15 protein-coding genes are annotated in these 15,656 nt (G+C 75.6%); 10 read left to right on the top strand and 5 right to left on the bottom strand.

All coding sequences use genetic code 11. The features are described 5' to 3' along the window. The first annotated feature begins 264 nt into the window (after positions 1-264). The 7 genes from ACOBQB_RS06395 to ACOBQB_RS06365 all read left to right on the top strand — a co-directional run bounded on the left by ACOBQB_RS06395 (position 265) and on the right by ACOBQB_RS06365 (position 7,879). Positions 265-1,074 carry a D-glycero-alpha-D-manno-heptose-1,7-bisphosphate 7-phosphatase gene (locus ACOBQB_RS06395; RefSeq protein WP_423589462.1) on the top strand — a complete coding sequence of 270 codons (810 nt, stop codon included), beginning with the start codon at positions 265-267 and terminating at the stop codon, positions 1,072-1,074. Beyond that, complete coding sequence (locus ACOBQB_RS06390; protein ID WP_423589459.1) at positions 1,071-2,153, top strand: glycosyltransferase family 9 protein; 1,083 nt, start codon at positions 1,071-1,073, stop codon at positions 2,151-2,153. The genes ACOBQB_RS06395 and ACOBQB_RS06390 overlap by 4 nt, the downstream gene beginning before the upstream one ends. 43 nt (positions 2,154-2,196) lie before the next feature. Next, entirely contained in the window at positions 2,197-3,162 is a 966-nt protein-coding gene (locus ACOBQB_RS06385; RefSeq protein WP_423589458.1) for a glycosyltransferase, read from the top strand. After that, on the top strand, positions 3,159-4,448 hold the full coding sequence (locus ACOBQB_RS06380; RefSeq protein WP_423589456.1) for a glycosyltransferase: 1,290 nt from the start codon (positions 3,159-3,161) through the stop codon (positions 4,446-4,448). The genes ACOBQB_RS06385 and ACOBQB_RS06380 overlap by 4 nt, the downstream gene beginning before the upstream one ends. Positions 4,449-4,839: 391 nt before the next feature. Continuing rightward, positions 4,840-5,499: a D-sedoheptulose-7-phosphate isomerase gene (locus tag ACOBQB_RS06375; protein WP_423589454.1), complete on the top strand. Its 660-nt coding sequence runs from the start codon at positions 4,840-4,842 to the stop codon at positions 5,497-5,499. Continuing rightward, a complete protein-coding gene (gene rfaE2 / locus ACOBQB_RS06370) occupies positions 5,496-6,884 on the top strand; it encodes a D-glycero-beta-D-manno-heptose 1-phosphate adenylyltransferase (protein WP_423589452.1) in 1,389 nt (462 codons plus the stop codon). Before ACOBQB_RS06375 ends, rfaE2 begins: the two co-directional genes overlap by 4 nt. Then, positions 6,881-7,879 carry a glycosyltransferase family 9 protein gene (locus ACOBQB_RS06365; protein WP_423589451.1) on the top strand — a complete coding sequence of 333 codons (999 nt, stop codon included), beginning with the start codon at positions 6,881-6,883 and terminating at the stop codon, positions 7,877-7,879. Before rfaE2 ends, ACOBQB_RS06365 begins: the two co-directional genes overlap by 4 nt. Positions 7,880-8,187: 308 nt before the next feature. Here the strand turns inward: ACOBQB_RS06365 and ACOBQB_RS06360 are convergent, their stop codons facing one another. Beyond that, on the bottom strand, positions 8,188-9,498 hold the full coding sequence (locus ACOBQB_RS06360; protein ID WP_423590444.1) for an MFS transporter: 1,311 nt from the start codon (positions 9,496-9,498) through the stop codon (positions 8,188-8,190). Between the two features lie 513 nt (positions 9,499-10,011). On the opposite strand from ACOBQB_RS06360, the gene ACOBQB_RS06355 reads away from it, so the two are divergent. From ACOBQB_RS06355 to ACOBQB_RS06345, 3 genes are read left to right on the top strand one after another with little or no spacing between them, the layout of a single operon-like run. Next, entirely contained in the window at positions 10,012-10,758 is a 747-nt protein-coding gene (locus ACOBQB_RS06355) for an SDR family oxidoreductase (protein ID WP_423589449.1), read from the top strand. Positions 10,759-10,816: 58 nt separating this feature from the next. Beyond that, entirely contained in the window at positions 10,817-11,824 is a 1,008-nt protein-coding gene (locus ACOBQB_RS06350) for an NAD-dependent epimerase/dehydratase family protein (protein ID WP_423589447.1), read from the top strand. 24 nt (positions 11,825-11,848) lie between these two features. Beyond that, positions 11,849-12,856, top strand: coding sequence for a glycosyltransferase family 9 protein (locus tag ACOBQB_RS06345; protein ID WP_423589445.1), 1,008 nt, complete (start codon positions 11,849-11,851; stop codon positions 12,854-12,856). Here the strand turns inward: ACOBQB_RS06345 and ACOBQB_RS06340 are convergent, their stop codons facing one another. From ACOBQB_RS06340 to ACOBQB_RS06325, 4 genes are all read right to left on the bottom strand, one after another. Then, entirely contained in the window at positions 12,857-13,621 is a 765-nt protein-coding gene (locus ACOBQB_RS06340; RefSeq protein WP_423589443.1) for a metallophosphoesterase family protein, read from the bottom strand. It lies immediately after the preceding gene. After that, the gene (locus ACOBQB_RS06335; protein ID WP_423589442.1) at positions 13,618-13,872 is read right to left on the bottom strand and encodes a hypothetical protein; all 255 of its coding nucleotides are present in this window, start codon (positions 13,870-13,872) and stop codon (positions 13,618-13,620) included. The genes ACOBQB_RS06340 and ACOBQB_RS06335 overlap by 4 nt, the downstream gene beginning before the upstream one ends. Then, positions 13,869-14,549, bottom strand: coding sequence for a nucleotidyltransferase family protein (locus ACOBQB_RS06330; RefSeq protein WP_423589440.1), 681 nt, complete (start codon positions 14,547-14,549; stop codon positions 13,869-13,871). Before ACOBQB_RS06330 ends, ACOBQB_RS06335 begins: the two co-directional genes overlap by 4 nt. 215 nt (positions 14,550-14,764) lie before the next feature. Then, positions 14,765-15,586 (bottom strand): SDR family oxidoreductase, encoded by an 822-nt coding sequence (locus tag ACOBQB_RS06325; RefSeq protein WP_423589438.1) that lies wholly within the window; start codon positions 15,584-15,586, stop codon positions 14,765-14,767. Positions 15,587-15,656: the final 70 nt, after the last annotated feature.

Genomic DNA, 15,656 nt, shown 5'->3' with positions numbered 1-15,656 from the left:
CCTCGGCCGACCGCCGAGCCGACGGCTTCCGCCTCCGCCGACGATGACCGCCGGCCGCCCGGTGGCCCGACGGCTTGCGTGTCGGGCGAGGGTCGCTGGCTGGTCGGGGGTTCGGCCGCTTGCGCCCCTGGCGGCGACGGTTCCTGCCGGGTCGGTGGCGCGGTTGCTTCCGCCTGCGACGGTGATGGCCCCTGGCCGGCCGGTGGCTCGATTGTTTCCGCGTCCGGCGATGACCGCTGGCCGGTCGCCGGCCCGGCTGGCCGCGTGCCCGGCATCGGTCGCTGGGTGGCCGGGGGCTCGGCCGTCCGGCATCCTGTCCCGCGCGGTGCCGATCGCATCCGGGGCGGTGGCGACCGTACCCCGGCCGGCGGTGCCCGCGCGCCCCACGGCGTCGACCGAGCCTTCCTGGCTCCCCTTGCTCCCGCCCCCGGCAGCCCCCTCCTCTCCACTCCCGACCGCGGGCCCTGGCTGGCCGACGGCCCCGCCCAGCGGCGGCGGCCGGCGCGGCCTGGGGCTCTGCCTGCGGCCGTCCTCTTCGATCGGGACGGAACGCTCGTCGTCGACGTGCCCTACAACGGCGACCCCGCGCGGGTGCGGCTCATGCCGGGCGCGCGGGACGCCGTCGACGCCGTTCGGGCGGCGGGTCTCCCCGTCGGCGTCGTGAGCAACCAGTCGGGCGTCGCCCGGGGCCTGCTGACCCGTGCTCAGGTCGAGGCGGTGCGGCGGCGCGTGGATGAACTGCTCGGGCCGTTCCAGGTGTGGGCCGTCTGCCCGCACGGCCCGGACGACGGCTGCCGCTGCCGCAAACCGGCGCCCGGCCTGATCCTGGCCGCCTGCGAACGGCTCGGTGTCCCGGCCGCGCGGGCCGCCGTCATCGGCGACATCGGGGCCGACATGACGGCCGCCCGCGCCGCCGGGGCACGCGGCGTCCTCGTCCCCACCCCCGTCACCCGCGCAGAGGAGATCGAGGCCGCCGACACCGTGGCCTCCGACCTGCTCACCGCCGTACGCCTGGCGCTCGGCGCCGACCCCGGCGACGTAGGCCACCGCCCGCTGGAGGTGGAGGAGCGATGACCGACTCAGGGCCGGCCTCCCGACGGCCGCGCAGCCTCGTCGTACGCATGGACAGCGCGGGCGACGTGCTGCTGGCAGGACCCGCCGTGCGCGCCGTGGCGGCCGGTTCCTCCCACACCGCGCTGCTGTGCGGTCCGCAGGGCGCGGAGGCGGGCAGGCTGCTGCCCGACGTCGACGAGGTCCTCGTGTACGACGCCCCGTGGGTGGGGCTCGAACCGGCGCCCGTGTCGCACGTGGCGACACAACAGCTGCTGACACAGGTGACGGAGGGACGGTTCGACCGGGCCCTGGTGCTGGTCTCCTACCATCAGAGCCCGCTGCCGATCGCCCTGCTGCTGAAGCTGGCCGGGGTCGGCTGGACCGCCGCCGACAGCGAGGACTACCCCGGCACCCTCCTCGACCTGCGCCACCAGCGGCTGCCCCACCGCCACGAAGCCGTGGCCGCCCTCGACCTCGCCGAGGCCTGCGGCTTCGCGCTGCCGCCCGGCGACGACGGGGCACTGCGGGTCGAGCCCACACCGGACACCCTGCCCCTGACCGGCGGCAAACCGTACGTCGTGCTCCACCCCGGTGCCGCCGTCCCCGCGCGGGCCTGGAGCCCCGAGCGGGCCGAGCGCGCCGCGGCGGCCCTCAGCGCCGCCGGTCACCGGGTCGTCGTCACCGGCGGCCCGAACGAACGCGATCTGACCGCGAAGGTCGCGGGGCGGCACGCGCTGGACCTCGGCGGGGCCACCGACCTGCGGCGTCTGGCCGGTGTCATGGCCCGGGCGCAGGTGGTGGTGGCCGGGAACACCGGGCCCACGCACCTCGCCGCCGCCGTGGGCACCCCCGTCGTCTGCCTGTTCGCGCCGGTGGTGCCGGCCGAGCGCTGGGCGCCCTACGGCGTGCCCCACGTCCTCCTGGGCGACCAGCACGCGGCGTGCGCGGACACCCGGGCGCGCCAGTGCCCACTGGCGGGCCACCCCTGCCTCGACGGAGTCGACGACGCCGAGGTGCTCGCCGCCGTGGCGAGGCTCACCGACCGCGCGGCCGGCCCGCCGAGCCGTACCCGCCCGGCGAGACCCCCACCGATCCGATGACCGCGCAGGGCCGCAGGCCCGGGACGGAACGAGGAGCAAGCGTATGAACATCCTGTTGTGGCACGTGCACGGCTCCTGGACGACCGCGTTCGTCCAGGGCCCCCACACCTACCACGTTCCCGTCACACCGGACCGCGGCCCCGACGGGCTCGGCCGGGCCCGGACGTTCCCCTGGCCCGCGTCGGTGCGGGAGCTCACCCCGGAGCAGCTGCGGGACGCCGAGGTGGACCTGGTCGTCCTCCAGCGCCCCCACGAACTGGAGCTGGCCGCACGCTGGCTCGGCGGACGCCGCCCCGGGCGGGACGTGCCCGCCGTATATCTGGAGCACAACGCCCCGGACGGCGACGTCCCCGACACCCGGCACCCGTGCAAGGACCGCGACGACCTGACGCTCGTCCACGTCACCCACTTCAACCGGCTGTTCTGGGACTGCGGGACCACCCGCACCGAGGTCATCGAACACGGCATCGTCGACCCGGGGCACCGCTACACCGGCCGCCTCGCCCGCGCCGCCCTCGTCGTCAACGAACCGGTGCGCCGCGGCCGTTGCACCGGCACGGACCTCCTCCCCGCTCTGAGCGAGGCGGCCCCGCTGGACGTCTTCGGCATGCGCACCGAAGGGCTCGCCGCGCACCTCGGCCTCCCCGAGGACCGGTGCCGCTGTGCCGACCTGCCGCAGAGCGAACTGCACGGCGCGCTCGCGGAACGGCGCCTGTACCTGCACCCGGTGCGCTGGACCTCCCTCGGCCTCTCCCTCCTCGAAGCCATGCACCTGGGCATGCCCGTGGTGGCGCTCGCCACCACGGAGGCCGTCGAGGCCGTCCCGCCCGGCGCGGGCACCCTGTCCACCCGGCCCGAGGTCCTGGCGCGGGCCGCCCGGCGCTACCTGGAGGAACCGGAGGCCGCGGCCGAGGACGGGGCCCGTGCCCGCCAGGCCGCTCTCGAACGGTACGGACTCAAGCGCTTCCTCCACGACTGGGAGCGCGTGCTGACGGAGGCGTGCTCATGACCCCCTCTTTTCGCTCTCTCCGCTCCCTTGGAACAGTCACAACCCCCGGGCCCTTCGGTCCCGGAAGGCTGTCCATCGCGCTCGTCTCCGAGCACGCGAGTCCGCTCGCCGCGCTCGGCGGCGTCGACGCGGGCGGCCAGAACGTGCACGTAGCCTGCCTCGCGGGCGCCCTCGCCGACCGCGGCCACCGCGTCACCGTCTACACCCGCCGCGACGCGCGCGACCTCCCCGAACGGGTCGCGCTGCGCGACGAGGTGGAGGTGCACCACGTGCCCGCCGGTCCGCCCGAGCAGATCCCCAAGGACGAACTGCTGCCCCACATGGGCGCGTTCGGCCGCTACCTCGCCCGCACCTGGCGCGGCCGGCCGCCCGACCTGGTGCACTCGCACTTCTGGATGTCGGGGCTCGCCTCCCTGTGGGCCACGCGTGAACTGGGGCTGCCGCTCCTGCACACGTATCACGCGCTCGGCACCGTGAAACGGCGCCATCAGCAGCTCGCCGACCCCAGCCCGCCGCAGCGGATCGCCCTGGAGACGGAGGTGGGGTTCGGCTGCGACCGGGTCATCGCCACCTGCCGCGACGAGGTCGTCGAACTCGGCAGGATGGGCATCCCCGCCGCCAAGGCGGGCGTCGTGCCGTGCGGCGTCGACACCGAGCTGTTCACCCCGCGCGGGCCGGTCGCCGAGCGCGGCGCCGAGCGGTACCAACTGCTCCAGCTGGGCCGCCTCGTCCCGCGCAAGGGCGCCGCGGTCTCCATCGCCGCGCTCGCGCTGCTGCCCGAGGCGGAGCTTGTCGTGGTCGGCGGCCCCCCTGCCGACCGGCTCGACCAGGACCCGGAGGTACGGCGGCTGCGCGCGCTCGCGCGTGAGGCGGGCGTCGCCGACCGGGTCCGCTTCACCGGCGGCGTGCCGAGCACCGACGTGCCGCCGCTGCTGCGCGCGGCCGACGTGGTGCTGTGCCCCGCGGACTACGAACCGTTCGGCATCGTCCCCCTGGAGGCCATGGCGTGCGGCAGGCCCGTCGTCGCCAGCGCGGTCGGCGGCCAGCTGGACACGGTCGCCGATCCGGCCACCGGCCGCCTGGTGCCGCCGCGCGACCCCGAGGCACTCGCCGCCGCCGTCGCCGAACTCCTCGCGGACCCCGCGGCGCGCGAGGCGTGCGGCGAGGCGGGACGCCGCCGGACCCTGCGCCGGTTCGGCTGGGCACGGGTCGCGGCGGCCACCGAGGCGGAGTACTGCGACGTCCTGGACGCGCAGCCCGTCGCGACGGGGGCGGGAGCGGTGTGAGCCCGCGCCCCGCCCGCGAGCCCGGGCGACGTGTCCTGCCGCCGCGGGCGGGGACGGCGGCCGGGTTCACGTGCCCGGCCGGGGTGGTCGCGTCCGGGCCGCGCGCCCTGCCACCTCGGGGCGCCCTCGGCGCCACCGGCGCCCGCCGGGCCGATGCGGAGCACCCCGGGTCCCCGGGTGGTCCGGCCACCCGCGTCCGCCCGGCCGTCGCGAAGCCCCCCGGGCCCCCGGGCGGTCCGGCCACCGGCATCATCCGCTCGGCCGTCGCGGGACCCCCCGGCCCCCCGGGGGCCCGCCCACCCCCCTTCCCGACCGACCGCGGAAGCACCGACATCCGAAGGAGGTGCGGGCCCGTCGCCGTCCCCAGGGGCGCGCGGCAGCCCGGACAAGCATGACCGAATCCCCTGCACTCGATGCCGCGCATCTGCACTGCCGGTCCTTGGAGCACGCGCTTCGCCGACTGCGCCGGGACAGCCTCGGCCGGATCGCGGAGTGGGGCGGCCGGCTCGCCGTCGCCCTGCCCGCCGGCAGCCGGCTGCTGGCCGCGGGCAACGGTGGCAGCGCGGCCCAGGCCCAGCACCTGACCGCGGAGCTCGTGGGCCGCTACCGGCAGGAGCGGCCGGCGTACTCGGCCATCTCCCTGCACGCGGAGACCTCCAGCATGACCGCCATCGGCAACGACTACGGCTTCGACCACGTGTTCGCCCGCCAGGTCTCCGCGCACGGCCGGCCCGGCGACATCCTGATCCTGCTGTCCACGTCGGGCCGCAGCGCCAACCTGATCACCGCCGCCGTGGCGGGCCGCGCCGCCGGGCTGCGCGTGTGGGCGCTCACCGGGCCGGGCCCCAACCCGCTCGGCGAAGCCGCCGACGAACGGCTGTACGTCGACGGCGAGACCACGGCGACCGTGCAGGAGGCCCACCTCGTCGCCGTCCACCTGCTCTGCGAGGCCTTCGACGCGGCGCTCACCGAACGCCCCGCCCCCGTGACCGCCACTGTCGCCCGGACCGCGCCGCCCGCCGCGGTCCCCGTCAACGGGAGGACGCCGTGACCGGACCGAAACCGCTGGTCGTCGTCGGAGACGTACTGCTCGACGAGGACATCGAAGGGGTCGCCACCCGGCTCTCCCCGGACGCCCCCGCCCCGGTCGTCGACGTGACCGCCGACCGCCGCCACCCCGGCGGCGCGGGGCTCGCCGCCGCCCTGGCGGCCCGCGGCGGCCGCGAGGTCATCCTCGTGACCGCGCTCGGCGACGACCCCGCGAGCGAAGCCGTCCGCCGCGAACTGAAGGGCCGGGTACAGCTGGTGGAGCTGCCGCTCGACGGCACCCTGCCGGTGAAGACCCGCGTCATGGCGTCCGGCCGCCCCCTGGTGCGCATCGACCGGGGCGGCGGCACACCCGGCGAGCCCGACGCCGCCGTACGGGAGGCGCTGGCCCAGGCCCACGCCGTCCTCGTCGCCGACTACGGACGGCACACGGCGAGCGCCGTACGCGAGCACCTGGCGGCCGTCACCCCGCGCATCCCCCTGGTGTGGGACCCGCACCCCAAGGGTGACGCCCCCGTCCCCGGCGCCCGGCTCGTCACCCCCAACGCGGCGGAGACCCGCGTCCTGTGCCCGGGCGACGGCGAGAGCCTGCGGTCCTACGCCGAGCGGGGCACCGAACTCGCCGACCGCTGGCGGGCGGCCGGGGTCGCCGTGACCCTGGGCGAGCGCGGCGTCCTGCTGACCAGGCCCGGCTCCGGTACGCCGATGCTCGTACCGTCGCCGTACCACGCCACCGGCGACCCGTGCGGCGCCGGAGACTGCTTCGCCGCGACCACGGCCGCGGCGCTCGCGGACGGCTCGCTTCCGGAGGAAGCGCTCCAGCGGGCGGTGGCCGAGGCCGCCGCGTTCGTGTCGGCGGGCGGCGCCACGAACCCGGCCCTGTGGCGGACGACGCCCGCCTCCGGCCCGCAGGACACCCCGGGCACCGACGCGTTCGCCGTTGCGGAGCGGGTGCGGGCGCGCGGCGGCACGGTGGTGGCGACCGGCGGCTGCTTCGACCTGCTGCACGCCGGTCACGTCGGCCTCCTCGAAAGCGCCCGGCGCATCGGCGACTGCCTGATCGTGTGCCTCAACTCCGACGCGTCCCTGACCCGCCGCAAGGGCCCCGGCCGCCCGCTCAACCAACAGGCGGACCGCGTACGGGTCCTGGAGGCGCTCGGCAGCGTCGACGCCGTCGCCGTCTTCGAGGAGGACACCCCGCAGGAACTGCTGAACAGGCTGCGGCCCGACGTGTGGGTCAAGGGCGGCGACTACTCCGTCCAGGACCTGCCCGAGGCGCAGGCGCTGCACGCGTGGGGCGGCCAGGCGGTCGTCCTGCCCTACCTCGACGGCCGCTCCACCACCCTGCTGGCCCGCCGGGCCGCCGCGGCGGCGGGAACCCGGCCGTGAGCGACCGCCCCCGGGTGCTGGTGCTGCGCTCGCTCGGCCTCGGGGACCTGCTGACCGCCGTACCCGCGCTGCGCGCCCTGCGGCGTCGGCTGCCGGACCACGAGATGGTGCTGGCGGCGCCCGAAAGGCTGGCGGCGCCAGCCACCGCGACCGGCCTGGTGGACCGGCTGCTGCCCGCGTCGGCCCCCGGCCGGGCGGTGCCGGGCGACCTGCCCTGGACGGGGCCGCCGCCGGACCTCGCCGTGGACCTGCACGGCAACGGCCCCCCGAGCCACCTGCTCCTCCAGCGGCTGCGCCCCCGGCGCCTCATGGCGTACGCGCATCCAGGGACCCCCGACATCGAAGGCCCCGCCTGGCGGGACGACGAGCACGAGCGGGAGCGGTGGTGCCGCCTGCTCTCCTGGTACGGCCTCCCGTCGGACCCCGCGGACCTGCGCATCCCCGTGCCGGCCACGCCCTCCCCGGCGCCCGGCGCGGTCGTCGTGCATCCCGGAGCCGACGCCGGGGCCCGCCGCTGGCCACCGGAGCGGTTCGCCGCCGTGGCACGGGAGCTGGCCGCCGACGGTCACCAGGTCGTCGTGACGGCGGGGGCGGGGGAGGAGGCCACCGCGCGCCGCGTGGCGACGGGGGCGGGGCTGCCGGCGGACGCCGTGCTGGGCGGCGCGGCGGATGTGCCGTTCGACCGGCTGGCGGCACTGGTGGCGTACGCGCGGTGCGTGGTCGTGGGGGACACGGGGCTCGCCCACCTGGCGACGGCGCTCGGGACGCCGTCGGTGGTGCTGTTCGGCCCGGTCGCCCCACGGCTCTGGGGGCCGCCGCCCGGTCCGCGACACCGGGCGCTGTGGCGTCCCGACGGCATGGGGGACGAGCCCAGGCCGGGCGACGCGCATGGACTCCTCCCGGATCAGCGGTTGCTGCGGATCACGGTGGAGGAGGTGCTGGAGGCGGTGCGGGGGCTGCCGGTGCGGGGGGAGCGGACTGCGGCTGCGGGTTGACGGTGGCTGCTCGCGCAGTTCCCCGCGCCCCTGGGGGTTGCCGGGCTGGGCTTGTTCTACGGGTGCGGGCGAGTCGTGGTTGCGCGCGCAGTTCCCCGCGCCCCCAGGGGGCGCGAGTGGCGCCCCGTCAGCGGCGCGGGGAACTGCGCGCTCAGCCGCAACGCAGCCCGCACCCGCAAAACAAGCCAACCCCCCCCGCCCCTCAGGGGCGCGGGGAACTGCGCGGCCGGCCACCAGCCACCCGCACCCGCCAACAAGCCCCACCCGGCAGACGCGACCGCGCCCCGCGCCCTCGACCCCCGGCGGGATCAGGCCGCCGTACTCAGCGCAGCGGCCGGCGCCACCGCCACGTCCCCCTTGCGGACAAGCACCGGCACGGTGACATTCCGCCGCCCGCGCAGCACGAACCCCGCGCCGATGGCCCCCGCGATGATCAGGCCCCCGGAGACCAGCGCCCCCCGCGCCCCGGCCAGTTCCATGAGGAGCCCGAGCGCGGGCGGCCCCGCGAGCCCCCAGGCCGTGCTCACGCTTCCCCACACGCCGAGCACCCGGCCCCGCAGGTGCGCGGGCGGGTCGGTCTGGAGGACGGTCTTCCCCGCGGTGTCCGAGACGGACTCCACGACGGCCATCGGCAGCACGAGGACAAGCAGCACGGCGAACGACGGGGAGAACCCGGCCACCACCTGAAGAAGCGCACCCGCGGCGGCCAGCATGCCCACGAGCCGCACCGACGGCCGCCGCAGCCGCGCACCGAGGACGGCGCCGATGATGCCGCCCACCGCCAGCACCGTGGAGACCGTGCCGAACGACCCGGCACCCCCGGCGAGCGGCCCGGTGACGAGCACGGCCAGGGTCAGCGTGTAGTTCCGCCCGAAGACCGCGCTGATGCCGGTGACGCCCGCGAGGGCGACAAGCCGCGGCCGCCGCATGAAGAACATCAGGCCCTGCCGCACGGTCATGTCGGCCGCCGCGTCCTGGCCCGCGGTCTTGGCCCCGCGCCGCGCGGGCGCGGCCTGCCGCACCGCCCCGTACGCGGGACGGAGGAACGGGATGACGGAGGCGACGAAGAGGAAGGACACCCCGTTGGCGGCATACGCGGCGGCCGTCCCGAGGAAGGCGACCGTGACACCGCCGAGGGCCGCGCCGGCGAGGCGCCCCGCGCTGTGGACGAGCGAGCCCACGCCGATGGCGGACGGCACGTCCTCCGGCGGCACGAGGTCGTTGCCCAGCAGCGCGCACGCGGGACCGTCGACCGTGGCGATGACACCGGTGACGGCGGCCAGCGCCATGAGCACGGTCAGATTGAGCCCCCCGCACGCCACGAGGACGGCCGTCGTGAAGGCGATGGCGCCCAGCAGCGCCTGGCTGACGGCGGCCGTGAGCTTACGGGGCCAGCGGTCGACGGCGGCGCCGCCCACGAGGCTCATGAGCAGCGCGGGCGCGGCCTGCACCGACATGGAAAGGCCCGTGGCGGCGGCGGACCCGGTGATCTGCAGGACCAGGAGGTTCTGCACGGTCAGCTGCATCCACGTACCGGCGTTGGACACGAAGTTGGCGACGGACCACCAGCGCATGCTGCGGTACTTCAAGGAGCGCCACGGGGACCGGGAGACGTCCACGGCGGGGGCGGGGGCAGGGGCAGGGGAGGAAGACACAGGCACTCGGAGACTCGGAAGCGGTCCGCAGGGACCCAGGCGGGGGATCGGCGGGAGCACGGACACCGGGCAGCACTGCGCGGTCACTCCACCGGATCTGGGAGGGGGCGCCGCGCCGCCGGAAGGACGTCTTCTCGGCGCGCCTGGGGCGGGCGGACGTTCCGGATGTACGGCGTTGACCATGCTGACAGACGGTGCTCACGAGCCGGGCCGCCACGCCGTCGGGCGCCGCGCCGAACGACCCCAACTCACCACCGGAGCACGTGTTTTGGCACTTCTGGTGTGCTTGCTCACACGCTCGCCCAACGGCATACGCGCACGGGTGCGGGGCGCGCCGCGGTGACCGGGGCCACAGCCGTGCGCCGTGCGCCGGGTGGCCCGGCCCGAGGTGCCGGAGCGCCCGCTCGGCGTCACAGTGGGAAGCGGAGCGGTGGCCGAGAGCGAGCCGCCGACAGGCGCACGAAGGAAGGCACAGGCATGGGTGGCGGAGCGCGGGTCGACCTCCATGGCAAGCAGGCGCTGGTGACCGGCGCCGCCCGGGGCCTCGGCGCCTCGATCGCGAGGAAACTGGCCGGGGCGGGCGCGGCGGTCGTCGTCGCCGACGTCCGCAAGGACCTGGCCCAGGAGCTCTGCGACGAACTGGGCCGCGAGGGCCTCGACGCCCGTTTCGTGGAGATGGACGTACGCGACGCCGCCGCGGTCGCCGCCGTCTTCCGGGACCTGGAGGAGGCCGGGGAGTTCGTCGACATCCTGGTGAACAACGCCGCCGTGGACGTCTCCAAGCCGATCGAGCACCTGACGGCGACCGAGGTCACACGGGTCGTCGAGACCAACCTGCTCGGACCGATGTATCTGTGCCTGGAGACCTACCGGCGCATGATCGCCCGCGGCGGCGGCCACATCGTGAACATCCTGTCCACCGCCGCGAACCGCACCTGGACCGAGGCCGGACCGTACGCGGCCGGCAAGTCGGGCCTCCGCGCGTTCACCCACACGCTGTTCAAGGAGGCGCAGCGCGACTGCGTCGGCATCGGTGTCACCGGGATCATCGCCGGCGGCATGGAGACCCCGTTCATCATGGAGCGCTTCCCGGACGCCGACGTGTCCATGCTGCAGAGCCCGGACATCGTCGCCGACACCGTCCTGTACGCCCTGTCGGTCCCGGCCGGCAGCGCCGTGTCCGAACTGGTCGTCGTCCCCCGCAAGGAGCCGTCCTGGCCGTGACGCGCCCGGACCCCGGCACGCACACCCATCGGCACTTCGGCGGAAGGAAGGTCGTCCCATGACATCGGCGATGTTCTCCATGGCGCCGGTGGTCCCGCCCCCGTGGGAGAAGGCCGTGGTGACCTCGGGCGCCGGCTTCCTCGGTTCCCATCTGTGCGAACGCCTGCTCGACGCCGGGGTCGACGTCGACTGCGTCGACGACGTGCCGGCCGCCTCGGCTCACAACGTCGAACATCTGGCGGGCCACCCCGGCTTCCGCTACCTGGAGCGGGACATCGCGCGGCCCGGCTGCCGCGACACCCTCCCCGGACCGTACGACCTCGTGCTCCACCCCGCCTGCGCCGCCCCCCGGGCCGTCTTCGCGCCACGCCCCGCGGACCCGCCCGACGCCGACACCCTGGGCACCCGCAACGCCCTCGCCGTGGCCGACCGGGACGGCGCGCGGTTCCTGCTCGCCTCCACCTGCCGCACCGGAACGCACCCCGGCGGCGGCGCCCGCCCCGCGCGGGACGGGGCCCAGCGCTTCTCGGAGGCCCTGACCACCGCGTTCGTGAGCGCCAAGGAGACCGACGCGGGGATCGTGCGTCTCTTTCCCGCGTACGGGCCGCGCATGGGACCCGAGGACGGCCCGCTGATCCCGGACCTCGTCCGGCAGGCCCTGAGCGGCGGGCCGGTGACCGTCCCCGGCGACGGCGGCCGCAGGCCCTCGCTCTGCTACGTCGACGACACGGTCGAAGGCGTGCTCCTCGTCGCCGCGAGCCGGTCGGTGCGGCCGGTCGACATCGGCGGCGAGCCGACGGCGACCGTCGAGGAGATCGCCCGCCGGGTGCTCGACCTGACCGGCTCGGACGCCCGCCTGGAGTTCACCGGGGTCGAGGACGACGGTGCCGAGCCGCCCCGCGCCCAGACCGGCTTCGCCCACGAGATCTTCGGCTGGACGCCCAAGGTGTCCCTGGGCGAAGGACTCAAGCGCACCGTCGCCGACCTCATCGACCGGCCCGCGCGGAGCGGCCCCCGGAACGTGCCGAGCGCCGAGGGAGGCGTGCACCGTGCGTGCTCATGGTGACGATGCCCGCAGGGAGGCGGGCCGGTGAAGGCGATCGTCGTCTGCCTGGACGGCATGACCGGGGTCCTGCTGGCCGGTCCGGCGATCCGCGCGGTCGCCACCCGGGCCGACCACGTGACGCTGATGTGCGGGCCGCGCGGCGAGGAGGCCGCGCGGCTGCTGCCCCACGTCGACGACATCCTCGTATGGGAGGCGCCGTGGACCGGCCCGCGCCCCCCGACGGTGGACGAGGCGGACGTCGACGGTCTCCTGGAGCGGCTGCGGGACGAGTCGTACGACGTCGCGCTCGTCCTCACCTCCTTCGAACAGAGCCCGCTGCCCGCCGCGCTCCTGCTGCGGATGGCGTACGTACGTCACATCGGGGCCGACAGCGCCGACGACTCCGGCAGCCTCATCGACGGCCCCCACCGGCGGCTGCCCGGCCGCCACGACGCCGAGGCGGCGCTCGACACCGCCGCCGCCCTGGGCTTCCTGCCGAGGGCCGGGGACGACGGCAGGCTCCGCGTCCTGCCGACCCCGGACACGGCCGCCCTCACCGGCAATGGCCCCTACGTCGTCCTGCACCCCGGGGCGGGCACGCCCGCGCGCTCCTGGGGCGCCGACCGCGCGGCCGAAGCGGTCGCCCTGCTCGCCGACGCCGGGCACCGCGTCGTCGTCACCGGCGGCCCCCGCGAGGCCGCCCTCACCCACGAGGTCAGCGGCGGCACCGCCGTGGACCTCGGCGGGCGCACGGACCTGCGGACCCTGGCGGGCGTGCTGCGGGCGGCCGACGTCGTCATCGCGGGCAACACCGGCCCCGCCCATCTCGCCGCCGCGGCCGGCACCCCGGTGGTCTCCGTCTTCGCCCCGGTCGTCCCCGCCGAACGCCGGGGCCCCTACGGCGTGCCCACCGTCCTCCTCGGCGACCAGAACAGCCCCTGCGCGGCCACCCGCGCCCGCCACTGCCCGGTGCCCGGCCACCCGTGCCTGACCGAGGTCACCGCCCAGGACGTGGTGCGCGGCGTACAGAAACTCCTCACCAAGGGCGCCTGACTACGCGCTGCCGGTGGCGGCCGCCGCGGTCTCGGCGGAGCGGCCGCCCGTCAAGTGGTAGACGTTGAAGGCCTTGCGGATCACGGGCTGCGCGACATTGCGCACCGGTACGCCGCCGCTGGTCATGCCGTGCTCCGTGCCCGCGTGCGCGTGACCGTGGACGGCCAGGTCCGCGCCCGCCTCGTCGACCGCCTCCGCCAGCAGATAGCTGCCGAGGAACGGATAGATCTCCAGGGGCTCGCCCGCGAGGGTGTCCGCCACCGGGGCGAAGTGGGTGAGCGCCACCCTCGTGTCGCACCCCTGCGCGGCCAGTTCGTCCAGCGAGGTCCGCAGGCCCTCGGCGCAGCGGCGGGTGTACCGGATGAACTCCTTCATCAGCGGCTCGCCGAACTCGCTCCCGCTGCGCCCGACGAACCCGCCGCCGAACCCCTTGGTGCCCGCGACGCCCACCCGCGCCCCGTCGACCTCGACGACCGTGCCCTCCCCTTCGAGGACCCGTACGCCCGCGTCGCGCAGGACGTCGGTGACCTCCTCGGGCCGCTCGTCGTGATGGTCGTGGTTGCCGAGCACGGCGACGACCGGCACCGGCAGACCGGACACCTCCTCGGCGACCACCCGCGCCTCTTCCACCGTGCCGTGACGGGTGAGGTCCCCGGCGAGGAGAAGCAGGTCGGCGCAGTTCGGGAGCGTCTCGAAGGCGGGCCTGAGCAGGCCCTTGCTGTCGAGGCCCATGTGGATGTCGCCCACGGCAGCGATGCGGATCATACGACTTCCTCCGGGTGGTCGGGGGCCGCGGCGTCGGCCACCACGATGTCGCAGTGGACGGTGAGACCGGCCAGTTGGTCGTTCACGGTCCGCAGCAGCTCCGCACGGCAGTGCGAGCTGGGCACCGTCCCGACGACGTTCACGGACGAACCGCGGTGTTCGATGCGGATGCCGAGTTCGCCCAGCTCCTCCGCGGCGAGCCGCTCCTTCAGGTGGGCGATGCGGTACTCGACGTTGGCTTGGTCGTTCATCGGTCTCCTCCTCGCGGTGCGATGACGTCCAGGCGCTCAAGGAGATACAGGAAGGCGGACGGCATCGGCGCGTCCCCGCACTCGTCGCGCACCGCCTCCCAGTCGACCATCTCCCGCAGCTGCCGCGCGATCGGCAGGACGGCGCCGAAGTCGCAGTGGTGCTCGGAGAAGGCGGCGAGCAGGGCCCGCATCAGATCGGTCGGCGCCAGGACCGGCATGCGCACCGAGTCCACCGGCAGCTCCGTGGCCCGCCCCAGCAGCTCGGCGGTCACCGGCTGATGGGCCAGCCGGAAGATGAGGTCGATGTCCTGGCCGAGGCACTTGGCCTTGAGCAGCCAGTCCTCGGGCGGCGCGTACACCGCCAGACCGGCCTCCTCCAGGGTGGCCGCGACCGCTTCGGCGTCCTCGGGTTTGATGCAGAAGTCGGCGTCGTGCTGGAGGTTGCCGGTCCCGCCGTGCGCGTAGACGGCGACGCTGCCGGCGAGGGCGAAGTCGTGGTCGTTCCTCTTGAGGACGGCGGCGACCTGCTTGGTCGCCTCCAGGATGGCCTGGTTGAGGTCGGGGGGAAGGTCCTGCGTCCCCACGACGTGCTGCGGGTCCCCCATGACGGGCCCGGTGACCGGTTTCCGTCCGTCGGGGGCGATGTACCGTGCGGTGCCTTCTGCGTTCGACGTCACCTGCTGCTCCGTTTCCGGACGCCGGCTGCTGCACTGAGCGTGCAGGCCGGCGGTCTTCGACGTTCCCTGCCCAGGCAGCACCGGTACCCGGACCGCCGGGTTCGACACGGGCCAGTTCGCTGTGCGGCGGTGGTGCACATATGTGCGTATATGTGCACGATAGTGGATTTCCCTTATACCGCAGGCGGCGGCGTCCCACCTCTTCACGCTCGTCGCTACGGCCGCCGCCACTCGTCGCTCCGCAGGTGCGATCCGGCCTGCGGGCCCATCCGCACCATGCCGCCGTCGGCGACCCAGGACGCGCCGGTCACGTACGAGGAGTCGGGACCGGCGAGGAAGGCGATGACGGCGGCGATCTCCCGGGCGTCACCGGGCCGGCCGAGCGGGATGCCCGGGCGGGACTCGTCGTGCACGTCCGTGTCCTCCTGCCCGGTCATGGGCGTGGCGATCTCGCCGGGCGCGACGGAGTTGACGGTGATGCCGTGCTCCGCGAGCTCCAGGGCCATCACCTGGGTCAGCAGTCCGAGACCGCCCTTGGCGGCGCAGTACGGGGCCGCGCCCACGCGCGGCTGGTGCTCGTGGACCGAGGTCACGTTGACGATGCGGCCGCCGTCGCCCTGCCGGATCATGCGGCGCGCGGCGTGCTGACCGCACAGGAACGGCCCGACGAGGTCGACGTCCAGGACACGCCGTACGTCCTCGTGCCCCAGGTCGAGGTAGGGGGTCGCGGTGCCCGTACCGGCGTTGTTGACCAGGACGTCGACGCGGCCGAGCTGCTCGGCGAGGTCGTCGACCACCCGCGCGGCGTCGGGCAGCCGGGTCAGGTCCATGCGGGCGACGGCCGCGCGCCGGCCGTGCTCGCCCACTTCCTCGGCCGTCCGCTCGGCGCCTTCCCGGTCGCTGTGCCAGGTGATCCCGACGTCCATCCCGGCCTCGGCGAGCCGGACGGCCGTGGCCCGCCCGATGCCGGAGTCGGCGCCGGTGACGACGGCCACCTTGGCGGCCGAAGCGGCGGAAGCGGTGCTGGGGGCGCTCATGAGGTCTCCTTCTGTGCCGCGCACCGGCCCGCCGGCCGGAAAGCGGCGTCGGATCGCGTCGCGGAACGGA

This window comes from Streptomyces sp. G5(2025) (genome assembly GCF_049542075.1).
Classification (GTDB): domain Bacteria; phylum Actinomycetota; class Actinomycetes; order Streptomycetales; family Streptomycetaceae; genus Streptomyces.
This window is presented reverse-complemented; position numbering and strand designations above follow the sequence as displayed.

Bases quoted from the DNA above. Each gene is read 5' to 3' on its own strand.
- ACOBQB_RS06390 (WP_423589459.1), top strand. From the start codon at position 1,071: ATGACCGACTCAGGGCCGGCCTCCCGACGGCCGCGCAGCCTCGTCGTA.
- ACOBQB_RS06385 (WP_423589458.1), top strand. From the start codon at position 2,197: ATGAACATCCTGTTGTGGCACGTGCACGGCTCCTGGACGACCGCGTTC.
- ACOBQB_RS06380 (WP_423589456.1), top strand. From the start codon at position 3,159: ATGACCCCCTCTTTTCGCTCTCTCCGCTCCCTTGGAACAGTCACAACC.
- ACOBQB_RS06375 (WP_423589454.1), top strand. From the start codon at position 4,840: ATGACCGAATCCCCTGCACTCGATGCCGCGCATCTGCACTGCCGGTCC.
- ACOBQB_RS06355 (WP_423589449.1), top strand. From the start codon at position 10,012: ATGGGTGGCGGAGCGCGGGTCGACCTCCATGGCAAGCAGGCGCTGGTG.
- ACOBQB_RS06350 (WP_423589447.1), top strand. From the start codon at position 10,817: ATGACATCGGCGATGTTCTCCATGGCGCCGGTGGTCCCGCCCCCGTGG.
- ACOBQB_RS06340 (WP_423589443.1), bottom strand. From the start codon at position 13,621: ATGATCCGCATCGCTGCCGTGGGCGACATCCACATGGGCCTCGACAGC.
- ACOBQB_RS06335 (WP_423589442.1), bottom strand. From the start codon at position 13,872: ATGAACGACCAAGCCAACGTCGAGTACCGCATCGCCCACCTGAAGGAG.
- ACOBQB_RS06325 (WP_423589438.1), bottom strand. From the start codon at position 15,586: ATGAGCGCCCCCAGCACCGCTTCCGCCGCTTCGGCCGCCAAGGTGGCC.